A 20,021-nucleotide genomic window follows, 5' to 3' on the forward strand; every position below is an offset into this window, starting at 1 on the left:
TACTGATTTGTTTTATAAAAATACTGGTTCCTCGTATTGGGAAAATAAACGGTTTGAGTAATCAGATGAATTTATATTGCATTTACTAAATAAATACCCACAGCGTCATAAGAATATTTTTGTCGTTTGTTCAAAAAATAAAATAGCAAGATTAATTTTTAATAAAGTAAACTTTTTCGCATGTAATTATCACAGCAGAAAATATACATCCAATTGATAATGTATAACATATACGTTTTTATTAAAACAATGCTACCGCCCTTCCAGAATGTTCATTCTGGAATATTAACAAAGTTTATGCCTATCAGGTACGTTTATAAAAAACACAATCCTTTTATTTTATTATAAGCATCAGCATCAATGTCAATATTTTCATTATTAAATGAAGTCATTAAACTATTTTCAGTTATGATACATAATCTTACTGTATGTGAGATCTATTGTGCGCCAGTCAGTCTCTGATATTCTCATCCCGTTATTGGATGAGCATAACCCTGAAACAGTAGTGAGTCAGCTGCATTGCGGATAACGCTCCTTCATTCTGAGCGTATTTCATACAACCGGAGTTCCTGCTGGCGAATCTGTCCTGCAGTTCAGCTCTGTAACAAATCATACGCCATTTTTCTACCTCAGCTTATCTTCTTCTTTTTATTATTCGCCTGAGGAGCACTTGATTGGTTATTGCCTCAACAGGCGATGTTGAAACCGCCCCATTTCTCCGTATTGTGGGGGGACGTCATCTGATTCTTGCGAATGCAGGTATAAATTTCATCCAGCGGTCTTTGTTTCAGGTTTGAATAACTGAAGCTCAGGGTCATCGCACTAAACTGGTGAATATATTCGTCAACCCGTTGCTGAAACAGCAACTTCTGAACAGAATTCAACAAAGGCTTCGTCTCTGCAAAAAGAAGCCAGAATGGTCTCGGTAAAATCTTTCGCTGGTAGAGGACGTGGGCATTCACGTAGTGCATCCTCTCCTTCTCTGCTTCATTTCCTTATGGTTCGATCCTGCGCGTCCTGGCATTACCCCAATTCTCCCAAAAACGGCAAACCAGCCCTCAGCCCGCGCCACGACTGGCTTAATACGGGATCCCTGCTGCAAAACGTACCTTTACGTATTTGGTTTTACCCGCAATAATGCGTGATAAGCAAACAAAAGGATCCGCGCGCTGCGATTTATTGTCGTGGAAGGATCCGGGCGTTCAGGTCAGAATACCTGTATCCATAAACAGTGCGTGTGCTACGTGAAAAATAACTCATGAACAATGTCATTCCCCTGCAGAATTCACCAGAACGCGTCTCCCTGTTACCCATTGCGCCGGGGGTGGATTTTGCAACAGCGCTCTCCCTGAGAAGAATGGCCACTTCCACAGGGGCCACACCGGCCTACCTGCTGGCCCCGGAAGTGAGTGCCCTTCTTTTCTATATGCCGGATCAGCGTCACCATATGCTGTTCGCCACCCTCTGGAATACCGGAATGCGTATTGGCGAAGCCCGGATGCTGACACCGGAATCATTTGACCTGGATGGAGTAAGACCGTTTGTGCGGATCCTGTCCGAAAAAGTGCGTGCGCGACGCGGACGCCCGCCAAAAGATGAAGTGCGCCTGGTTCCGCTGACAGATATAAGCTATGTCAGGCAGATGGAAAGCTGGATGATCACCACCCGGCCCCGTCGTCGTGAACCATTATGGGCCGTGACCGACGAAACCATGCGCAACTGGCTGAAGCAGGCTGTCAGACGGGCCGAAGCTGACGGAGTACACTTTTCGATTCCGGTCACACCACATACCTTCCGGCACAGCTATATCATGCACATGCTCTATCACCGCCAGCCCCGGAAAGTCATCCAGGCACTGGCTGGTCACAGGGATCCACGTTCGATGGAGGTTTATACCAGAGTGTTTGCACTGGATATGGCTGCCACGCTGGCAGTGCCTTTCACAGGTGACGGTCGGGATGCTGCGGAGATCCTGCGTACACTGCCTCCCCTGAAGTAACGGCACTTCCTTATATAAGCAGTGGTCAGCAGAACAGACATAACATAAGCTGGAGCAGGTAGATAAGCTGTAGTGAGTAAACCATGTTTTATGAAGGGAGCAATGCCTCAGCATCAGGTTACGGGGTGACTCACGTAAGGGACAGGCAGATGGCAGCTCAGCCACAGGCAGCACTGCAGGAAACTGAATATAAACTGCAGTGAGCAGACCACTCACTGCACCTGATAATATAAGCTGTAGTCAGTAAAGGAGCACTCTTCACTGACTACAGTTTATGTTCAGCGGGATTTGAAGAGTTTTTCCAGGTCATCCAGTGTGATGCCCAGTTTTTCAAGCAGGGCAAGCTTCTCCGCCATCTCCGGACTGACTTTTTCCGCAGGTGAAGGTGGCAACGGATTTTCCTTACTCTCATCATTCGGCGCTTTTAACCGGGGACGCCGGTAGTGAATACAGAAGAATTTTGTCCGCCCCCGCTGGATCTCCGTGTAATCAAGATATCCAATCTCGCGCAACTGCTCCATTGCCCGTCTGACCGTCTGGTTCTGGGAAAATACAGGAGACTTCAGATTGAGGCGTGCACGCAGCCGCGCCAGCGATATCGGTGCCGGATCCCGGGGCAGGCTCTCTATAAAGGTGTAGAGTGCCTGGGCGGACTCCCGTCGCTTCAGGGCATTAATCGCCTTAAGCTGAAGAAGGACCTTTCTGTCAAACTGGTACAGTTCAAACAGGCGGGGATCAGCCTGTAACTGAACAATATCCCGTTCAGTATCGTAGTAGGCTGACTGTACCAGATGGGTGATGTATTCCCGGGTGTGCTTCTCATCGGTACGGGAAAACGAGATCACGGTACCGGCAATGCGCTTCAGGGAAGGGCTGATGCGCTCACGTAGCCTGCGGGATGACTGGCTTGAAGGTATACCACACAGTTTTGCAAACTCAACAAAAGGCAGTTCAACTTTGTCACCAATCACGTTATGGCGGGCAAAGGAATGAATGATCCCCACCCAGGTCTTGAAATCGTTATCCATATCCAGCCGGGGGCCGGTGATCTCAACCTTATCGAATCCTTCTGCACGGGCCAGAGAAAGACGCGTCAGTTCTTCCGTGGCATCGGTGCGTGACAGTGTATTTTTTTTACTGTTCTTCAGTGACTTAAGGGTCGGTACAAAGACGCCCAGACGCATCAGCGCCACAGGTTGTACGGTGTTGTTATTGTTTGGTGTCAGTGTCACCAGCTCACCGGACGACTTATCCACCTCGCCGAACAGTTTTTTGATGTCTGAATTTTCGTTTTCCAGAAAGCCTCCTGCCTGTGGACAGTAAAAGAATAAACAGCAAATCGTGTGTCAGAGCCCCGCTAACTGACTGAAGAAAAACCTGCAGCCTGTATTTAACAACTGAGTCTGGCATACTGACCATAGTTTATGTCATTAACTTACGGCAGTATATGTATTACTGAATACAGCTTATCATTAACTTGTTACAGTTTATCAGTAACATGCCACAGCTTATGTGATCGTGCTCCCGGACCATTAATGACAAGGTTTGCAGAGATATGGGGATCTTTAATGGATCCTTTGTTGATCATTCATGGATCTGTTTACTGGATCGGGCCTCTGGATATGTGGATAAATCATTCCAGAAAAACAGCATACACTACCGATTATGAAGGCTTCAGGGCGTACCTGCTCACTGTAACTACAGATCCATTGCGCTTCCTCGCCGGTTCGCGGGCTTCGCCCGGTCACCGGTCTGCGGCGAGCACTGTTTTTTTGATTGCTATACCGGAGCAGAAATCTGATAGCCACTCTGCAGGTAACACACTGTAATTACTGTACTTTCTGTACAATATCGGTTTCACTGTGCCCCCTACTGGCTCCCAAAACACAATGGCGCAGGAACAGCAAATAAAGAAATAATAAAACATATTTTATACAAAAATATATTTTGCATTTTTTGGTCTTTTATTGCAAATTTTGATGCAAAACAGAAGATTGTTATGTTTTTTATTCTGAAAATAACTATTACTATCATAGTTTTGTTCGTAATTAATCGAAAAATAAAGAAAATATCTCTTTATTATATCTTGTTTGTAGTTATTTATTCTAAAACAACTTGATTGTGATGATAAGTCATCATTATTGTGATTTTTTTAATTCTGAATAAAATCAACCAAAATTAAGAAAAGCTGAATTTTGATGTGAGGCAGAATATACGAACCTCTTAACGTGTGATAATTAACCATTCACATTCTTTTATGAGACATAAAAGTACTTTTTGTTGAGTGACAGAATTTTGCCACTCAATAAAATGTATTTTTTCAACTCAGGGTTTTGTTATATGAATAAAGTTATTATTGCAACCATGCTTGCCTCTACTGTTTCATTTGGCGTTAATGCTGCTAATCAGGGACAGGGCGTTATTAACTTCAAAGGTACAGTAATTGATGCTCCTTGTGGTATTGCACAAGAATCAGCAGATCAGACAATTAATTTCGGCCAGATTTCTAAAGCACATTTGAATGCAGACGGAATTTCCGTAAAAAAAGATCTGGATATCAAGTTAGTTAACTGCGATGCCACAGAAATCGGAAAACTGACCAATGGTGTGAAAGTTTCTTTTACTGGTACAACAATCAATGGACAGAATCAGGAGTTAGGTACTACTGGTGATACAGGGACTGCAATAGTTGTCTCAGCTGCGAATGGCAGCCTGGTTTCATTTGATGGTACAGCAGGTTCCGCGACAAAAGTTAAAGAAGGTGATAATACCCTGCGATACAGTACTTGGGTTAAAAAAGCTACTGGTGGCACCCTGAAAGAAGGCGATTTTACCGCTGTTGCTAACTTCAATCTGGCCTACGAGTAATCTGTCGGTCAGTTCTGTCTGATATGTTCGGGGGAATTCCCCGAACAATTGCCAGTGAGAAGTAAGGAATACCGCATGTTCTGGCGCATGATCATTTCGGTACCGTTTTTCTGGTGTGCGATGGCTCAGGCCCTGCCATCAGGTTCTTTTCCACCACCGGGGATGACTTTGCCCGAGTACTGGGGAGAAGAACACGTCTGGTGGGATGGGCGGGCCAGCTTTAAAGGGCAGGTTATCGCTCCTGCCTGTACGCTGGCTATGGAGGATGCCTGGCAGGAAATTGATATGGGAACCACGCCACTCAGGGACTTACAAAACAGCCCTGCCGGTCCCGAGAAAAAATTCCGGCTACGGCTACGCAACTGTGAGCTTGCAGGTGCAGGAAAGCAGGTCTATACGGCAACCCGGGTGCGTGTGACTTTTGATGGCATTCCCGGAGAAGCACCGGACAAATTCTCGCTGACAGGTCAGGCTGAAGGTATAAATCTGCAGATTATGGATAATTACGGATATCCGGCGAGAGCAGGAAAAAGCATGCCACCTTTAATTCTCAGGGGGAATGAAGATGGGTTTGATTATTCTCTTCGCATTGTCAGAAATGGTTATCCATTAAAGGCTGGCGATTACTACGCTGCATTGCGTTTTAAACTGGACTACGAATAAATACAACCGGAGTAGCCGGGCTCACTGCTATCAGCGACAGCGTTAATAATACATTCCTGAATGTTGAAGAGGGTTAGTTGCGCCCCTCAAAGTGTTTTTGTATTAAATCGACTGCATATAATGAAAAAAAATAAATCGACTTTTACCATCAATTTTATTACGTATTCATTGATGCTTTCTCTGGCGGGAGTGCCTGTCTATGCCGTCGATTTTAATACGGATGTTCTGGATGCCGCAGACAGACAGAATATTGATTTTTCCCGGTTCTCCCGGGCCGGCTATATTATGCCCGGACAGTATCAGATAGAAATCAGGGTTAATGACCAGGATATTTCACCATCGGCATTTCAGATTGCGTTTCTTGAACCACCTTTTTCGGATTCGGATAACGAGAAACCGTTACCAGAACCCTGCCTGACACCGGAGATAGTCAGCCGGATGGGACTGACTGAGGCGTCACAGGAAAAAATCACATACTGGAATAACGGACAATGTGCGGATTTTCGACAGGGCTTTGTTGAATAAATCGAACTTTTGCTGAGTTGAAGGATCAGATCACGCATCCTCCCGACAACACAGACCATTCCGTGGCAAAGCAAAAGTTCAGAATCACCAACTGGTCCACCTACAACAAAGCTCTCATCAACCGTGGCTCCCTCACTTTCTGGCTGGATGATGAGGCGATTCAGGCCTGGTATGAGTCGGCAACGCCTTCATCACGAGGAAGGCCCCAGCGCTATTCTGATCTCGCCATCACCACCGTTCTGGTGATTAAACGCGTATTCCGGCTGACCCTGCGGGCTGCGCAGGGTTTTATTGATTCCATTTTTGCCCTGATGAACGTTCCGTTGCGCTGCCCGGATTACACCAGTGTCAGTAAGCGGGCAAAGTCGGTTAATGTCAGTTTCAAAACGTCCACCCGGGGTGAAATCGCACACCTGGTGATTGATTCCACCGGGCTGAAGGTCTTTGGTGAAGGCGAATGGAAAGTCAGAAAGCACGGCAAAGAGCGCCGTCGTATCTGGCGAAAGTTGCATCTTGCTGTTGACAGCAACACACATGAAGTTGTCTGTGCAGACCTGTCGCTGAATAACGTCACGGACTCAGAAGCCTTCCCGGGCCTTATCCGGCAGACTCACAGAAAAATCAGGGCAGCCGCGGCAGACGGGGCTTACGATACCCGGCTCTGTCACGATGAACTGCGCCGCAAAAAAATCAGCGCGCTTATTCCTCCCCGAAAAGGAGCAGGTTACTGGCCCGGTGAGTACGCAGACCGCAACCGTGCCGTTGCTAATCAGCGGCTGAGCGGAAGCAATGCACGGTGGAAATGGACAACGGAATATAACCGTCGCTCGATAGCGGAAACGGCAATGTACAGAATGAAGCAGTTGTTGGGAGATTCACTGACGCTGCGTGACTACGATGGTCAGGTAGCGGAAGCTATGGCCATGGTGCGTGCGTTGAACAGGATGACAAAGGCTGGGATGCCAGAAAGCGTGCGTATTGCCTGAAAATCCAGCCAGCTACAGGGTCGTTCGCACGAAATCTTATTTATTCAACAAAGCCCCGTCATGCTTTCGAACTTGCCGATCAACTTGGTTTAAAACATCCGGATTGTATCGAGCATGTATTTCCGACCTATGCTGATGAGCAATGTACTCATGTTCTTACCGAAGAGGATTTTTTCAGCACTGAAGAACGAGAAGGAGTTGATCGCTGCATTGGTGTGATTTGCTCTTCAGTGAGTTATGAGTTATTCCCTAATGTCCATGAAGATGGTGGTGTTGGATACCAATTCCTGTATGAAGGCGATGAGCTTAAATGTTATGAACATGGTCTTCTTATCGAAAGCGTAGAATAATATGACTTCCTTCCAACCGGCTTTGTTGGCCGGTTTATTCAACTTATCCACAGCATAGATCCAATAAACAGATCCTAAAGAGAACCTAGGAAGATCCAAAGAAGATCCCGGATCGCTGTAAGCCGCGTCATTACTGGCCTGAAATGGGATCAACATTGACTATACGCGATTTTATGTTGACTGTGCACGATTTATTGTTGACTGCACGCGATTTATTGTTGACTATACGCGACAGAAACATTGACTGTAAGCGATTTTAGAGTCTGAATATTCACAGCTGTTGATAACAGCCATCCAAATTGACGTCAGGCCGCGCCACACATGGAGAAACCGTGATGCCGGAAGAAAGTAAAGGCTTCCTTAGCGTTGAAGAAGTTGCAGGAAATACAGGAGAAATCCACAGCCTGAAGCCCAATAACAACAGCACTATACAACCCATCGCTTTGTTGCGCTTAGGTGTGTTTGTGCCAACCTTAAAATCTACCAATGTGGCGCTACGTCGCGGATCGTCAGTTACAACAAACACAACGAACGCAACTGAAGAACTATCAAGCCTCAAAATTGTTGAGCAGGAAGGCTATGAGGGAATTGAAATTCATGGTCCACGCCTGGATATGGATACTGATTTTAAGGTGTGGGTGGGCATAACCTCCGCGTTGTTTGACTACGCACCTGATGATGACGGCATAATCACCCTGCCATTCTCCGAGTTTGCCGATCGATGCGGCTATCCACGTAAGCGCCTTTCAAAGGCGTTCCGTAAAAGTATTGATGACTCTCTGACACGCATTCAGCAGACAGTTGTCAAATTCCGCTTCCCGGCGGCAAAAGGTCATCTCAATAACATTAACGTCAACTTGTTGGCATATAGCAGCCTGAATACCGAGCTTGATGTTATCGAGATCCAGCCGCAGAAACAGCTATCTGAACTTTACTATGTTGACTATAAGCGAATCCTGAAGCTGAAGATGCTGGATAAACTAGGGCGCAAAGAGACGGCCAAGGTACTGTATACATTCTTTGAGGCTCTACCCGCCAACCCGGCACCTGTCAGCATTGAGCGCCTTAGAGCGAGGCTTAATCTCAAATCATCCGTTAGCGTGCAAAATAGCGTTATCAGAAAAGCCATGAAAGATTTGGAAGCTATTGAATATCTTAAATTTTCAGAGATAAAAAACGGCAGGAAAATCGGCTTCCAGATCCATAAGCGCAATCCATAATATTGACTATATGCGATAGCGAGAAGTTGACTATAGGCGACATTCGTTGACGCTGGTGGATTTTTGCTGGCGTCAATATTCTGCAAGTCGCTATTGAGATGGTTTTTAGGGGCATTTCATCGCGTATAGTCAACGTTTCTCCCGACAATATCTTACATAGTCGATCTTTGGTGGAGTTAAATCGACTACAGTCAACTTTTGACTGTAGTCACATCGCGCATAGTCAACTATTCACATTAATCTTCGCGCATAGTCAACATTTGCGCGGTTCTCATCAAGCAGTGGTATTGATATGCAAGAAGAGAAACAACACTACCTCTACGTTCTGGTGCCAGAGAACGGAGATACTTTTAAAATCGGCATTTCATGTGGTCCATTGGCACGGTTTAAAGGGCTACAAGTGAGTCCCGATTTTGCGCTTTCACGGGTCTATCGTGGTACGCGTTTGGCAATGGTTAATCTTGAGCGGGCTTTACACGCAACCTTTTTCCCCTGGAATGCGCCGTGGGAGAAAAGCGCCGGTGGCGGGCATACTGAATGTTTTACACGAGAGTGTCTTGATAAGGTTTTGGCTCATATCGAATATCTAAATGATATGTGGGGAGGGATTCTCGAGCGCATTAAGTCGAATGATTTACTTCAGCGTCCAGTAGATGCTGCTTGCTCTTTCGAAAAAGAGCTGGATGTTACTTCTATCGTGACTTTCAAAGATGACGCAGGAATGAGGGACGTGGCTTATGTCTCCATATCTGGCTATGAACCGGACGCGATCCGCGCTCAATGTGAATTGCTGAAAGCAATGTTTATGCTTCGGACTAAATATCCCTGGGATACAGGGCGGGTGTGCTTCCCTATGGAAGAGTTAACCGCCACCATTGATTCCCAGCTTTACCACGATAATCCAGAGAAGTTTTTTAGCCTTTTAGCCGGTAATGGGCTTAACTGTGTGTCCGGGCTGGGGCGAAGTAGAATCCAACATGCCTCGCTCTTCGGTCCCTTCTTTTACGATCGACACGGGTACTTTGAGGCTGAACTTCCGGCGCTTACGCGTGCTATAGATACTATCGATTTCGAACGATTATTCGCTGCTCTTAGCAAATAACACTGATGCCCCTGAACGGGGCTTTTTTGTGCCCTCCTTGTAACTCTCAATCGTGCAAAATGAACCAAACATGCAGAGAATGCTATGTACAAGCATCTACGCATACATTATTATTTTATGCAGCATTTTTAATTAAATTCAAAAATACAGCATAAAGGATGACTTTCGATGAGTGATTCCAGCCAGCTTCACAAGGTTGCTCAAAGAGCAAATAGAATGCTCAATGTTCTGACTGAACAAGTACAGTTGCAAAAGGATGAGCTACACGCGAACGAGTTTTACCAGGTCTATGCGAAAGCGGCACTGGCAAAATTGCCTCTACTGACTCGTGCGAACGTTGACTATGCCGTAAGTGAAATGGAAGAAAAGGGTTATGTTTTCGATAAACGCCCTGCTGGCTCTTCAATGAAATATGCGATGTCAATTCAGAACATCATTGACATATATGAACATCGCGGAGTGCCAAAATACCGGGATCGCTACAGCGAAGCGTATGTGATTTTCATCTCCAATCTTAAAGGCGGTGTGTCAAAAACTGTATCGACGGTTTCTCTTGCGCATGCAATGCGTGCTCATCCTCATCTTCTGATGGAAGATTTAAGGATTCTGGTTATTGACCTTGATCCGCAATCTTCAGCAACGATGTTTTTAAGCCATAAACACTCTATTGGTATCGTAAACGCAACATCTGCACAGGCTATGTTGCAGAATGTAAGCCGTGAAGAGCTGTTAGAGGAGTTTATTGTTCCTTCTGTTGTACCTGGGGTTGACGTTATGCCTGCGTCGATTGACGATGCCTTTATTGCATCCGATTGGAGAGAGCTGTGCAATGAGCATCTACCGGGTCAGAACATCCATGCAGTCCTGAAAGAAAATGTGATTGATAAGCTGAAGAGCGATTATGACTTTATCCTCGTTGATAGTGGTCCTCACCTTGACGCCTTCCTGAAAAATGCTTTGGCCTCGGCCAATATACTGTTTACACCTCTGCCGCCTGCAACGGTTGATTTCCACTCATCGCTTAAATACGTTGCCCGCCTTCCTGAGTTGGTGAAACTCATTTCGGATGAAGGCTGCGAGTGTCAGCTTGCAACTAACATTGGTTTTATGTCCAAGTTGAGTAACAAGGCAGACCATAAGTATTGCCATAGCCTGGCTAAAGAAGTGTTCGGTGGGGATATGCTTGATGTTGTCCTCCCTCGCCTTGACGGTTTTGAACGCTGCGGCGAGTCTTTTGACACTGTTATTTCAGCTAACCCGGCAACGTATGTTGGTAGTGCTGATGCATTGAAGAACGCGCGAATTGCTGCGGAAGATTTTGCTAAAGCAGTTTTTGACCGTATTGAATTTATCAGATCTAACTGAGGAGTAAGAAACCCCCATGTCAAAGAAAAACAGACCAACAATTGGGCGAACCCTTAATCCTTCAATATTAAGCGGATTTGATAGTTCTTCAGCCTCTGGCGATCGAGTCGAGCAGGTATTCAAGTTATCAACTGGTCGCCAGGCCACATTTATTGAAGAGGTAATACCTCCGAACCAGGTAGAAAGCGATACCTTTGTTGATCAGCATAACAACGGGCGTGACCAGGCATCTCTTACGCCAAAATCATTAAAAAGTATCCGAAGCACTATTAAGCATCAGCAATTTTACCCTGCAATAGGTGTTAGACGGGCTACAGGGAAAATTGAAATTTTGGATGGTTCCCGGCGTCGAGCTTCTGCCATCTTAGAGAACGTAGGGTTGCGGGTTTTAGTCACGGACCAGGAGATCAGCGTTCAGGAAGCGCAAAATTTAGCGAAAGACGTTCAGACAGCATTGCAGCACAGCATTCGAGAAATAGGTCTGCGTTTGATGCGAATGAAAAATGATGGGATGAGTCAGAAGGATATTGCAGCCAAAGAAGGGCTGTCTCAGGCGAAGGTCACGCGTGCTCTCCAGGCAGCGAGTGCTCCGGAAGAATTAGTCGCCCTTTTCCCTGTGCAGTCAGAATTAACCTTTTCGGACTACAAAACGCTTTGTGCTGTTGGCGACGAAATGGGGAACAAGAATTTAGAGTTTGATCAGCTTATTCAAAACATATCCCCGGAAATAAACGACATCTTATCCATTGAAGAAATGGCCGAAGATGAAGTTAAAAATAAAATCCTGCGCTTGATAACAAAGGAAGCCTCACTACTCACGGATAAAGGTTCTAAAGATAAGTCCGTAGTTACTGAATTATGGAAATTTGAGGACAAGGATCGCTTTGCAAGGAAGCGCGTGAAAGGCCGTGCATTTTCTTATGAGTTTAATCGACTTTCAAAAGAGCTACAGGAAGAACTCGACAGGATGATTGGGCATATCCTTAGAAAGAGCCTCGATAAAAAGCCGAAGCCTTAAACTTTCGCCATTCAAATTTCACTATTAAACTACTGTTTTTAAAGTAAATCCCTCTAAAATTTCAAGGTGAAATCGCCACGATTTCACCTTGGATTTTACCTTCCTCCCCTACTCCCGAAAAAAATAAAAAAATTGCTTGTCACGAGAAAGTCAACAAGTGACTTTCAATAAAATCTCTTCCGAAAAGGGATTCACACAAGTGCCTTGTGTTTAAGGAAGAGTAAATTGAGTAACTTACGCGAATACCAGAATCGTATTGCAGATATCGCAAAACGCTCTAAAGCTGTGCTTGGTTGGGCAAGCACTGCGCAGTTCGGTACTGATAACCAATTCATTAAAGATGATGCCGCGCGTGCCGCATCTATCCTTGAAGCTGCACGTAAAGACCCGGTTTTTGCGGGTATCTCTGATAATGCCACCGCTCAAATCGCTACAGCGTGGGCAAGTGCACTGGCTGACTACGCCGCAGCACATAAATCTATGCCGCGTCCGGAAATTCTGGCCTCCTGCCACCAGACGCTGGAAAACTGCCTGATTGAGTCCACCCGCAATAGCATGGATGCCACTAATAAAGCGATGCTGGAATCCGTCGCAGCAGAGATGATGAGCGTTTCTGACGGTGTTATGCGTCTGCCTTTATTCCTCGCGATGATCCTGCCTGTTCAGTTGGGGGCAGCTACCGCTGATGCGTGTACCTTCATTCCGGTTACGCGTGACCAGTCCGACATCTATGAAGTCTTTAACGTGGCAGGTTCATCTTTTGGTTCTTATGCTGCTGGTGATGTTCTGGACATGCAATCCGTCGGTGTGTACAGCCAGTTACGTCGCCGCTATGTGCTGGTGGCAAGCTCCGATGGCACCAGCAAAACCGCAACCTTCAAGATGGAAGACTTCGAAGGCCAGAATGTACCAATCCGAAAAGGTCGCACTAACATCTACGTTAACCGTATTAAGTCTGTTGTTGATAACGGTTCCGGCAGCCTACTTCACTCGTTTACTAATGCTGCTGGTGAGCAAATCACTGTTACCTGCTCTCTGAACTACAACATTGGTCAGATTGCCCTGTCGTTCTCCAAAGCGCCGGATAAAGGCACTGAGATCGCAATTGAGACGGAAATCAATATTGAAGCCGCTCCTGAGCTGATCCCACTTATCAACCACGAAATGAAGAGTTACACCCTGTTCCCAAACCAGTTCGTCATCGCGGCTGAGCACACGGTACAGGCGGCGTATGAAGCACAGCGTGAATTTGGTCTTGATCTTGGCTCCCTACAGTTCCGCACCCTGAAGGAATACCTGTCTCATGAACAGGATATGCTGCGTCTTCGCATCATGATCTGGCGTACTCTTGCGACCGACACCTTTGACATCGCTCTGCCGGTTAACCAGTCCTTTGATGTATGGGCAACCATCATTCGTGGCAAATTCCAGACTGTATATCGCGACATTATTGAGCGCGTTAAATCTTCTGGTGCGATGGGGATGTTTGCTGGTGCTGATGCAGCATCTTTCTTCAAACAGTTGCCGAAGGATTTCTTCCAGCCAGCCGAAGACTATATCCAGACTCCGTATGTTCACTACATCGGTACCCTGTTCGGTAACGTGAAAGTGTACGAAGTACCTGCTGGTATTTGTAAGAACTTAACGACAGAGAACATTCAGTTCAGCTCGATGGATGTGCTGTGCTACGTCCGTGATGAAAATCCGGGTAAAGCAGGCTTCGTGACTGGTGATGCTGTCCCGGCCATCCCGTTCCAGCATCCGACCACTCCGGCGCTGGTCAACCGTACCACGCTGTGGGGTTCGGCTATCAACGATATGCACCCACGCAACGGCGCTGATTACTTCACTCGTGTAACGCTGACAATGGCCAAAAAAGGCGGGCTTAACTTTATAAGCGGCGACACGATTGATGCCGGTGACTCTGAGTAATCAGGGGAAGTTCTCCGTTTAACATAGCGCCCCGTGCGGGGCGCATAACAGGGAAAGTTATGTCTCAATATTCAATTCAACAGTCATTAGGTAATGCATCCGGTGTCGCTGTTAGCCCGATCAATGCCGATGCGACGTTATCTACCGGTGTTGTATTAAATAGCAGCTTGTGGGCTGGTATTGGCGTATTTGCGCGTGGCAAGCCGTTTACTGTTCTTGCGGTTACTGAGTCCAATTACGAAGATGTTCTCGGCGAACCGCTGAAGCCGTCCTCCGGCTCACAGTTCGAACCAATTCGCCATGTGTACGAAGCTATTCAGCAAACGTCTGGTTATGTTGTCCGTGCTGTTCCGGATGATGCGAAGTTCCCGATTATTATGTTCGATGAATCAGGCGAACCGGCTTACAGTGCGTTGCCATACGGTTCTGAAATTGAACTTGATAGCGGCGAAGCCTTTGCTATCTACGTTGATGATGGTGATCCGTGTATTTCTCCTACCCGTGAGTTAACCATCGAAACGGCAACAGCGGACAGCGCGGGTAATGAACGCTTCCTCTTAAAACTGACCCAGACGACTTCGCTCGGTGTGGTAACGACCCTGGAGACACACACTGTGTCTTTGGCGGAAGAAGCGAAAGATGACATGGGCCGCTTGTGTTATCTGCCTACGGCTCTGGAAGCCCGTTCTAAATATCTGCGCGCGGTTGTTAATGAAGAGCTGATTTCGACGGCGAAAGTAACAAATAAAAAATCGCTGGCGTTCACTGGCGGTACCAACGGCGATCAGTCGAACATTTCCACTGCTGCTTACCTGCGTGCGGTGAAAGTGCTGAACAATGCGCCGTACATGTACACCGCTGTTCTCGGCCTGGGTTGCTATGACAATGCGGCGATCACTGCGTTAGGTAATATCTGTTCTGATCGCTTGATTGATGGCTTCTTTGATGTCAAACCGACATTGACGTACACGGAAGCGATTTCTGCTGTTGAAGATACCGGTTTACTTGGTACCGATTATGTAAGCTGTGCTGTCTATCATTTCCCGTTCTCCTGCAAAGACAAATGGACCCAATCCCGCGTGGTCTTCGGTTTGTCTGGCGCGGCGTATGCGGCGAAAGCTCGTGGCGTCAAGAAAAACTCCGATGTCGGCGGTTGGCATTACTCACCGGCTGGTGAAGAACGTGCCGTCATTGCTCGTGCATCACTTCAGCCGCTGTATCCTGAAGACACCCCGGACGAAGAAGCTATGGTCAAGGGCCGACTCAATAAAGTATCTGTAGGTACTTCGGGCCAGATGATCATCGATGATGCTTTAACTTGCTGCACGCAGGACAACTATCTGCATTTCCAGCACGTCCCATCCCTGATGAACGCAATCAGCCGTTTCATTGTCCAGTTAGCCCGACAGATGAAGCATAACCCGGACGGCATTACTGAGTCTGGCCTGACTAAAGGGATGACCAAACTTTTGGATCGCTTTGTCGCCTCCGGCGCTCTGGTGGCTCCTCGTGATCCTGATGCTGACGGTACAGAACCGTATGTGCTGAAAGTTACGCAGGCGGAATTCGATAAATGGGAAGTAGTCTGGGCCTGCTGCCCGACTGGCGTAGCCCGTCGTATCCAGGGCGTACCGCTGCTTATTAAGTAAGGAAATACAATGAGCAAAAACTTTTTTCAATCCGGGGCATTTTTGGGGAATGGACTGTCTCGTTTCGCTTTGAACTCTGATCCTGTGCAGTTGATGGAGTCTGCCCGAGCAAGCGCCGAACCGACAACAGATCCGGTTATTAATAATAATCCGGAACCGGCGGCACAGACTAACGATAACGCTCCATCTGCCACGGCTCCTGAGCAAATCCTGGAAGGGAAAGACGGTAAAGAATGGACCGTCGAACAGGCGCACCAGATGATTCTGGAAGCTGCAAATCGAAAAGCTATGCAGAATGCGTTGAGTGATGCGGCCGACGCCGTTTTCGCCTGGGCTGATAGCGGTGATCTGACTTTCGACTCCCTTGATGGTTTCGTTCAGGCTATCGCTGGTATCTCTGATGACGACGACTCCGAAGTTACAGAAGAACAGGACGATGCCTATAACGAAGCATGGGCAAATGTTGCTGACTTCCTCGCAGCATGCGGTGTAGATGATGACCTGATCGAAGCACTGGCTGACGATGAAGACGACGACGCTGCTGCTGATGTTGGTGCCTCTATCGCTGGTTTAGATAGCGACGACCGCGACGAACTGGAAGCGGCGTTTGTTGTTGCTGGCACTTCTGATGAAATGCTGACTGAAGCATTTAAGAAGGTTGTTCGTAACGGTGAGATCAAACTCATTCGTAAACGTCTGCGTAAAAAACGTCTGACTGCGGCTCAAAAATCGGCGCTGAAAAAAGCGCGTCGAAAAGCCCAGACCGGCGCGGCAAAACTTGCCCGCAAAAAGTCAATGAAACTGCGCCGTAAGCGCCTTGGCTAAAGGAGGAGGCCGGAGAACTCCGGCCTTTAACTTGAATGGCACCTATACCTTATGGGGTTTACAGCCAGGCTGACGGTGTATCGCCATTTCTGAAAGTTACTTTAACGAACTCTCAGTACCAGGTTACCGGATATATCAGTCAGGGGGCAGCAATGAACATGGCCCAGAATTGGGAAGCGCCGTTTACCGGTATGTCCATGGGGTCTGTTGCTGGTGCTTTCAGTGGTTTTGCGCAGGTTGGTACTGAAACAACGTCGGTTGCCCGTTGGAATAGCTTAATGGTTTGGGAAGGGGGGACTCCGCCGACGTTCACGCTGCCTGTAACTGTCATTGCTTTGAACAATCCATTCATTGAAGTTTCAGGCGCTATCGCCGCGTTGACAGCCATGATTAGCCCGGAACTAAAAGCGGCCAATGTTGGTGGTCGAATCCCGGAGCGCGTGACGCTAAACATTGGTCGCCGGATCAACATCACCGATGTCGCCATCCAGGACTTAAGTTTTGATCTCGATGCGCCAAGGGACAGTAATGGATATTTCCTGAAAAACACCGTCAACCTCCAGTTGACCGGTTCTTCGATATATAACAGCTCCGATATTGTTCGGTCGTTCCAGTAAAAGGATTTTATATGGGGCACAATAACACTAAGGGAAACCGTAAATTTATTAAGGGCCGCTATACTGCCAACGCGGCCAAAGGCGAACGACTGGTATCTTCTGAATTCCAGCTCACTTTTGCAGGCTATGAAGATATCAGTGTACTTGTTCGTACGTCGCAAATCCCTGAAATGACTCGCGAGGATGTGGAGGACTATGGTCCAAATGGTGTGAAGTTCAACCAGCACGGTCCAATTCGAAACTCTGGGGAAATCCAGGTCCAGTGCGTGGAGACTATCGAAGGCGATATTCTTCAGTTCATTAAGGATCGCATTGCGGCGAAGGACTATGTTGATATCACGATGGCTGCTACCCCTGAATCCAAATCTTCCGGGGTTAACGCTGTGACAAAAGCTGCTACAACAATTGAAATGTTGGACTGCAAAATCTACAGTGATGCAATCGACTTTAGTACCGAAGATGTGACTGCCGCTGTGCGCCCGTCACTTCGTATCGTCTACAACTAGATTGAGTGGGATTAAGAGTCATCCCTTGTATTTTAAAGCTCCTTCGGGAGCTTTTTTATTTGGAGAGGAAAGGGTGCATTGAGGATACCTGACACACGAAGAGTGGCGGGGATCTCTCCCATAAGCGCTAACTTAAGGGTTGTGGTATTACGCCTGATATGATTTAACGTGCCGATGAATTACTCTCACGATAACTGGTCAGCAATTCTGGCCCATATTGGTAAGCCCGAAGAACTGGATACTTCGGCACGTAATGCCGGGGCTCTAACCCGCCGCCGCGAAATTCGTGATGCTGCAACTCTGCTACGTCTGGGGCTGGCTTACGGCCCCGGGGGGATGTCATTACGTGAAGTCACTGCATGGGCTCAGCTCCATGACGTTGCAACATTATCTGACGTGGCTCTCCTGAAGCGGCTGCGGAATGCCGCCGACTGGTTTAGCATACTTGCCGCACAAACACTTGCTGTACGCGCCGCAGTTACGGGTTGTACAAGCGGAAAGAGATTGCGTCTTGTCGATGGAACAGCAATCAGTGCGCCCGGGGGCGGCAGCGCTGAATGGCGACTACATATGGGATATGATCCTCATACCTGTCAGTTCACTGATTTTGAGCTAACCGACAGCAGAGACGCTGAACGGCTGGACCGATTTGCGCAAACGGCAGACGAGATACGCATTGCTGACCGGGGATTCGGTTCGCGTCCCGAATGTATCCGCTCACTTGCTTTTGGAGAAGCTGATTATATCGTCCGGGTTCACTGGCGAGGATTGCGCTGGTTAACTGCAGAAGGAATGCGCTTTGACATGATGGGTTTTCTGCGCGGGCTGGATTGCGGTAAGAACGGTGAAACCACTGTAATGATAGGCAATTCAGGTAATAAAAAAGCCGGAGCTCCCTTTCCGGCACGTCTCATTGCCGTATCACTTCCTCCCGAAAAAGCATTAATCAGTAAAACCCGACTGCTCAGCGAGAATCGTCGAAAAGGACGAGTAGTTCAGGCGGAAACGCTGGAAGCAGCGGGCCATGTGCTATTGCTAACATCATTACCGGAAGATGAATATTCAGCAGAGCAAGTGGCTGATTGTTACCGTCTGCGATGGCAAATTGAACTGGCTTTTAAGCGGCTCAAAAGTTTGCTGCACCTGGATGCTTTGCGTGCAAAGGAACCTGAACTCGCGAAAGCGTGGATATTTGCTAATCTACTCGCCGCATTTTTAATTGACGACATAATCCAGCCATCGCTGGATTTCCCCCCCAGAAGTGCCGGATCCGAAAAGAAGAACTAACTCGTTGTGGAGAATAACAAAAATGGTCATCTGGAGCTTACAGGTGGCCATTCGTGGGACAGTATCCCTGACAGCCTACAAAACGCAATTGAAGAACGCGAGGCATCGTCTTAACGAGGCACCGAGGCGTCGCATTCTTCAGATGGTTCAACCCTTAAGTTAGCGCTTATGGGATCTCTCCCCGCCAGGTCTCTTACCTTTCAGATTCGTAGGCTGTGAAGACAGTGACCTCCGTCTGGCCGGTTCGGATTCGTACCTCGCAGAGGTCTTTCCTCGTTACCAGTGCCGTCACAATGACGGTTAAACAGATGACGATCAGAGCGATTAATATCGCTTTTTGCTGCTTCATAGCCTGCTTCTCCTTGACCTTTTGGTCGGTAAGAGGCATAATCTACGTATGCTAAGCATAGATATTGCCTCAGATTAATGTTAAGCGTCTTGCAGGACGCGTAATGTTATCTGGGGCTTTCTTCTATCTGCTTTTCGGGTAATGCCTGAAGCAGATAGCCTCAAGCACCCGCAGCGATTGTATCAATGTCTGGCTTTTTTTCTATAGAAATCACCTGGAAGGGTGAATATCCACATCAGAAGAAACGTTGCAGCAAACATGACCCCTAATGGCCAGACCGCGCCAAAGAAAATCCATAGTGACTGCTCCCCGCCCTGTCGGGCGAGGCTTCCCACTGAATCGCCACAGGTTTAATAGACACCTCAGAGTCATTTAAGATGACTTAAAGAGAGGTGCCCATGAGTGGTAAGCGTTATCCCGAAGAGTTTAAAATTGAAGCAGTCAAACAGGTTGTTGATCGCGGTTATTCTGTTGCCAGCGTTGCAACACGTCTCGATATCACCACCCACAGCCTTTACTCCTGGATAAAGAAGTACGGTCCGGATTCTTCCACTAATAAAGAACAGTCAGATGCTCAGGCCGAGATCCGCCGTCTCCAGAAAGAGCTGAAGCGGGTTACCGACGAACGGGACATATTAAAAAAAGCCGTTGTAGATTCAATCTGTCAATGCAACACCCCTTTCAATTATCTCTTTCGGTGTTTTGAACTTCAGTGTCTTTCTCGGTCTGTTGTTTAGCTGAGCAGCAACCAGATCTAGTT

General features: G+C 47.3%; 20 protein-coding genes and 3 pseudogenes. 18 read left to right on the forward strand and 5 right to left on the reverse strand.

What is annotated here, in order from left to right; all coding sequences use genetic code 11:
• Positions 1–686: 686 nt before the first annotated feature.
• The gene (locus tag ACJHXB_RS23000; RefSeq protein WP_074014788.1) at positions 687–971 is read right to left on the reverse strand and encodes a hypothetical protein; all 285 of its coding nucleotides are present in this window, start codon (positions 969–971) and stop codon (positions 687–689) included.
• A 26-nt stretch (positions 972–997) separates the two neighbouring features.
• Between ACJHXB_RS23000 and ACJHXB_RS23005 the strand changes: the two genes are divergently transcribed.
• Together ACJHXB_RS23005 and ACJHXB_RS23010 are read left to right on the forward strand one after the other, a co-directional pair.
• The gene (locus ACJHXB_RS23005) at positions 998–1,138 is read left to right on the forward strand and encodes a transcriptional regulator (protein ID WP_074014789.1); all 141 of its coding nucleotides are present in this window, start codon (positions 998–1,000) and stop codon (positions 1,136–1,138) included.
• A 120-nt stretch (positions 1,139–1,258) separates the two neighbouring features.
• Positions 1,259–1,999 (forward strand): tyrosine-type recombinase/integrase, encoded by a 741-nt coding sequence (locus tag ACJHXB_RS23010; protein WP_001066941.1) that lies wholly within the window; start codon positions 1,259–1,261, stop codon positions 1,997–1,999.
• Between the two features lie 278 nt (positions 2,000–2,277).
• On the opposite strand, the gene ACJHXB_RS23015 is transcribed toward ACJHXB_RS23010, so the two are convergent.
• On the reverse strand, positions 2,278–3,255 hold the full coding sequence (locus tag ACJHXB_RS23015; protein WP_000361610.1) for a RepB family plasmid replication initiator protein: 978 nt from the start codon (positions 3,253–3,255) through the stop codon (positions 2,278–2,280).
• Between the two features lie 1,084 nt (positions 3,256–4,339).
• Between ACJHXB_RS23015 and ACJHXB_RS23020 the strand changes: the two genes are divergently transcribed.
• The 12 genes and pseudogenes from ACJHXB_RS23020 to ACJHXB_RS23075 all read left to right on the forward strand — a co-directional run bounded on the left by ACJHXB_RS23020 (position 4,340) and on the right by ACJHXB_RS23075 (position 16,502).
• Entirely contained in the window at positions 4,340–4,867 is a 528-nt protein-coding gene (locus tag ACJHXB_RS23020; protein ID WP_001045099.1) for a fimbrial protein, read from the forward strand.
• Between the two features lie 75 nt (positions 4,868–4,942).
• Positions 4,943–5,530, forward strand: a complete 588-nt coding sequence (locus ACJHXB_RS23025) for a fimbrial protein (protein WP_074014790.1) — start codon at positions 4,943–4,945, stop codon at positions 5,528–5,530.
• 120 nt (positions 5,531–5,650) lie between these two features.
• Positions 5,651–6,040, forward strand: a pseudogene (locus ACJHXB_RS23030) (FimD/PapC N-terminal domain-containing protein); the annotation flags it as partial.
• A 32-nt stretch (positions 6,041–6,072) separates the two neighbouring features.
• Positions 6,073–7,041, forward strand: a complete 969-nt coding sequence (locus ACJHXB_RS23035; RefSeq protein ID WP_000654811.1) for an IS5 family transposase — start codon at positions 6,073–6,075, stop codon at positions 7,039–7,041.
• 44 nt (positions 7,042–7,085) lie between these two features.
• A pseudogene (locus tag ACJHXB_RS23040) lies at positions 7,086–7,391 on the forward strand (hypothetical protein); the annotation flags it as partial.
• A 335-nt stretch (positions 7,392–7,726) separates the two neighbouring features.
• Positions 7,727–8,611 carry a RepB family plasmid replication initiator protein gene (locus tag ACJHXB_RS23045; protein ID WP_001113742.1) on the forward strand — a complete coding sequence of 295 codons (885 nt, stop codon included), beginning with the start codon at positions 7,727–7,729 and terminating at the stop codon, positions 8,609–8,611.
• Between the two features lie 292 nt (positions 8,612–8,903).
• Complete coding sequence (locus ACJHXB_RS23050) at positions 8,904–9,713, forward strand: GIY-YIG nuclease family protein (protein ID WP_410233538.1); 810 nt, start codon at positions 8,904–8,906, stop codon at positions 9,711–9,713.
• 168 nt (positions 9,714–9,881) lie between these two features.
• Positions 9,882–11,078, forward strand: coding sequence for an AAA family ATPase (locus ACJHXB_RS23055; RefSeq protein ID WP_001285362.1), 1,197 nt, complete (start codon positions 9,882–9,884; stop codon positions 11,076–11,078).
• A 16-nt stretch (positions 11,079–11,094) separates the two neighbouring features.
• A complete protein-coding gene (locus ACJHXB_RS23060) occupies positions 11,095–12,096 on the forward strand; it encodes a ParB family protein (RefSeq protein WP_000038866.1) in 1,002 nt (333 codons plus the stop codon).
• A 225-nt stretch (positions 12,097–12,321) separates the two neighbouring features.
• Positions 12,322–14,028 carry a hypothetical protein gene (locus ACJHXB_RS23065; RefSeq protein ID WP_074014794.1) on the forward strand — a complete coding sequence of 569 codons (1,707 nt, stop codon included), beginning with the start codon at positions 12,322–12,324 and terminating at the stop codon, positions 14,026–14,028.
• Positions 14,029–14,087: 59 nt separating this feature from the next.
• Positions 14,088–15,677 carry a hypothetical protein gene (locus tag ACJHXB_RS23070; protein ID WP_072662296.1) on the forward strand — a complete coding sequence of 530 codons (1,590 nt, stop codon included), beginning with the start codon at positions 14,088–14,090 and terminating at the stop codon, positions 15,675–15,677.
• A 9-nt stretch (positions 15,678–15,686) separates the two neighbouring features.
• The gene (locus ACJHXB_RS23075) at positions 15,687–16,502 is read left to right on the forward strand and encodes a hypothetical protein (RefSeq protein WP_074014796.1); all 816 of its coding nucleotides are present in this window, start codon (positions 15,687–15,689) and stop codon (positions 16,500–16,502) included.
• A 139-nt stretch (positions 16,503–16,641) separates the two neighbouring features.
• Here the strand turns inward: ACJHXB_RS23075 and ACJHXB_RS23080 are convergent, their stop codons facing one another.
• Positions 16,642–16,833: a hypothetical protein gene (locus ACJHXB_RS23080; RefSeq protein WP_306801558.1), complete on the reverse strand. Its 192-nt coding sequence runs from the start codon at positions 16,831–16,833 to the stop codon at positions 16,642–16,644.
• A 46-nt stretch (positions 16,834–16,879) separates the two neighbouring features.
• Between ACJHXB_RS23080 and ACJHXB_RS23085 the strand changes: the two genes are divergently transcribed.
• The 3 genes from ACJHXB_RS23085 to ACJHXB_RS23095 all read left to right on the forward strand — a co-directional run bounded on the left by ACJHXB_RS23085 (position 16,880) and on the right by ACJHXB_RS23095 (position 18,912).
• On the forward strand, positions 16,880–17,119 hold the full coding sequence (locus ACJHXB_RS23085; RefSeq protein WP_306801557.1) for a hypothetical protein: 240 nt from the start codon (positions 16,880–16,882) through the stop codon (positions 17,117–17,119).
• An 11-nt stretch (positions 17,120–17,130) separates the two neighbouring features.
• Positions 17,131–17,625 (forward strand): baseplate protein, encoded by a 495-nt coding sequence (locus ACJHXB_RS23090; RefSeq protein ID WP_410233539.1) that lies wholly within the window; start codon positions 17,131–17,133, stop codon positions 17,623–17,625.
• Between the two features lie 174 nt (positions 17,626–17,799).
• Complete coding sequence (locus tag ACJHXB_RS23095) at positions 17,800–18,912, forward strand: IS4-like element IS421 family transposase (protein ID WP_074014798.1); 1,113 nt, start codon at positions 17,800–17,802, stop codon at positions 18,910–18,912.
• A 193-nt stretch (positions 18,913–19,105) separates the two neighbouring features.
• Here the strand turns inward: ACJHXB_RS23095 and hokD are convergent, their stop codons facing one another.
• The gene (gene hokD, locus ACJHXB_RS23100) at positions 19,106–19,261 is read right to left on the reverse strand and encodes a type I toxin-antitoxin system toxin HokD (RefSeq protein WP_001352007.1); all 156 of its coding nucleotides are present in this window, start codon (positions 19,259–19,261) and stop codon (positions 19,106–19,108) included.
• Positions 19,262–19,659: 398 nt separating this feature from the next.
• Here hokD and ACJHXB_RS23105 point away from each other — a divergent pair.
• Positions 19,660–19,908 (forward strand): annotated as a pseudogene (locus tag ACJHXB_RS23105) (transposase); the annotation flags it as partial.
• Between the two features lie 9 nt (positions 19,909–19,917).
• On the opposite strand, the gene ACJHXB_RS23110 reads toward ACJHXB_RS23105, so the two are convergent.
• Positions 19,918–20,021, reverse strand: a 104-nt coding sequence (locus ACJHXB_RS23110; RefSeq protein WP_001414958.1) for a hypothetical protein, incomplete at its 5' end; no start/stop codon positions are given.

It is taken from the genome of Escherichia sp. WS3227_2 (assembly GCF_046486495.1).
GTDB lineage: Bacteria > Pseudomonadota > Gammaproteobacteria > Enterobacterales > Enterobacteriaceae > Escherichia > Escherichia coli.

Coding starts and splice junctions, on each gene's coding strand:
- ACJHXB_RS23000 (WP_074014788.1), bottom strand. CDS start 971: ATGCACTACGTGAATGCCCACGTCCTCTACCAGCGAAAGATTTTACCG.
- ACJHXB_RS23005 (WP_074014789.1), top strand. CDS start 998: ATGGTTCGATCCTGCGCGTCCTGGCATTACCCCAATTCTCCCAAAAAC.
- ACJHXB_RS23010 (WP_001066941.1), top strand. CDS start 1,259: ATGAACAATGTCATTCCCCTGCAGAATTCACCAGAACGCGTCTCCCTG.
- ACJHXB_RS23020 (WP_001045099.1), top strand. CDS start 4,340: ATGAATAAAGTTATTATTGCAACCATGCTTGCCTCTACTGTTTCATTT.
- ACJHXB_RS23025 (WP_074014790.1), top strand. CDS start 4,943: ATGTTCTGGCGCATGATCATTTCGGTACCGTTTTTCTGGTGTGCGATG.
- ACJHXB_RS23045 (WP_001113742.1), top strand. CDS start 7,727: ATGCCGGAAGAAAGTAAAGGCTTCCTTAGCGTTGAAGAAGTTGCAGGA.
- ACJHXB_RS23050 (WP_410233538.1), top strand. CDS start 8,904: ATGCAAGAAGAGAAACAACACTACCTCTACGTTCTGGTGCCAGAGAAC.
- ACJHXB_RS23055 (WP_001285362.1), top strand. CDS start 9,882: ATGAGTGATTCCAGCCAGCTTCACAAGGTTGCTCAAAGAGCAAATAGA.
- ACJHXB_RS23060 (WP_000038866.1), top strand. CDS start 11,095: ATGTCAAAGAAAAACAGACCAACAATTGGGCGAACCCTTAATCCTTCA.
- ACJHXB_RS23070 (WP_072662296.1), top strand. CDS start 14,088: ATGTCTCAATATTCAATTCAACAGTCATTAGGTAATGCATCCGGTGTC.
- ACJHXB_RS23075 (WP_074014796.1), top strand. CDS start 15,687: ATGAGCAAAAACTTTTTTCAATCCGGGGCATTTTTGGGGAATGGACTG.
- ACJHXB_RS23080 (WP_306801558.1), bottom strand. CDS start 16,833: ATGACAGTTACAGGCAGCGTGAACGTCGGCGGAGTCCCCCCTTCCCAA.
- ACJHXB_RS23090 (WP_410233539.1), top strand. CDS start 17,131: ATGGGGCACAATAACACTAAGGGAAACCGTAAATTTATTAAGGGCCGC.
- ACJHXB_RS23095 (WP_074014798.1), top strand. CDS start 17,800: ATGAATTACTCTCACGATAACTGGTCAGCAATTCTGGCCCATATTGGT.
- hokD (WP_001352007.1), bottom strand. CDS start 19,261: ATGAAGCAGCAAAAAGCGATATTAATCGCTCTGATCGTCATCTGTTTA.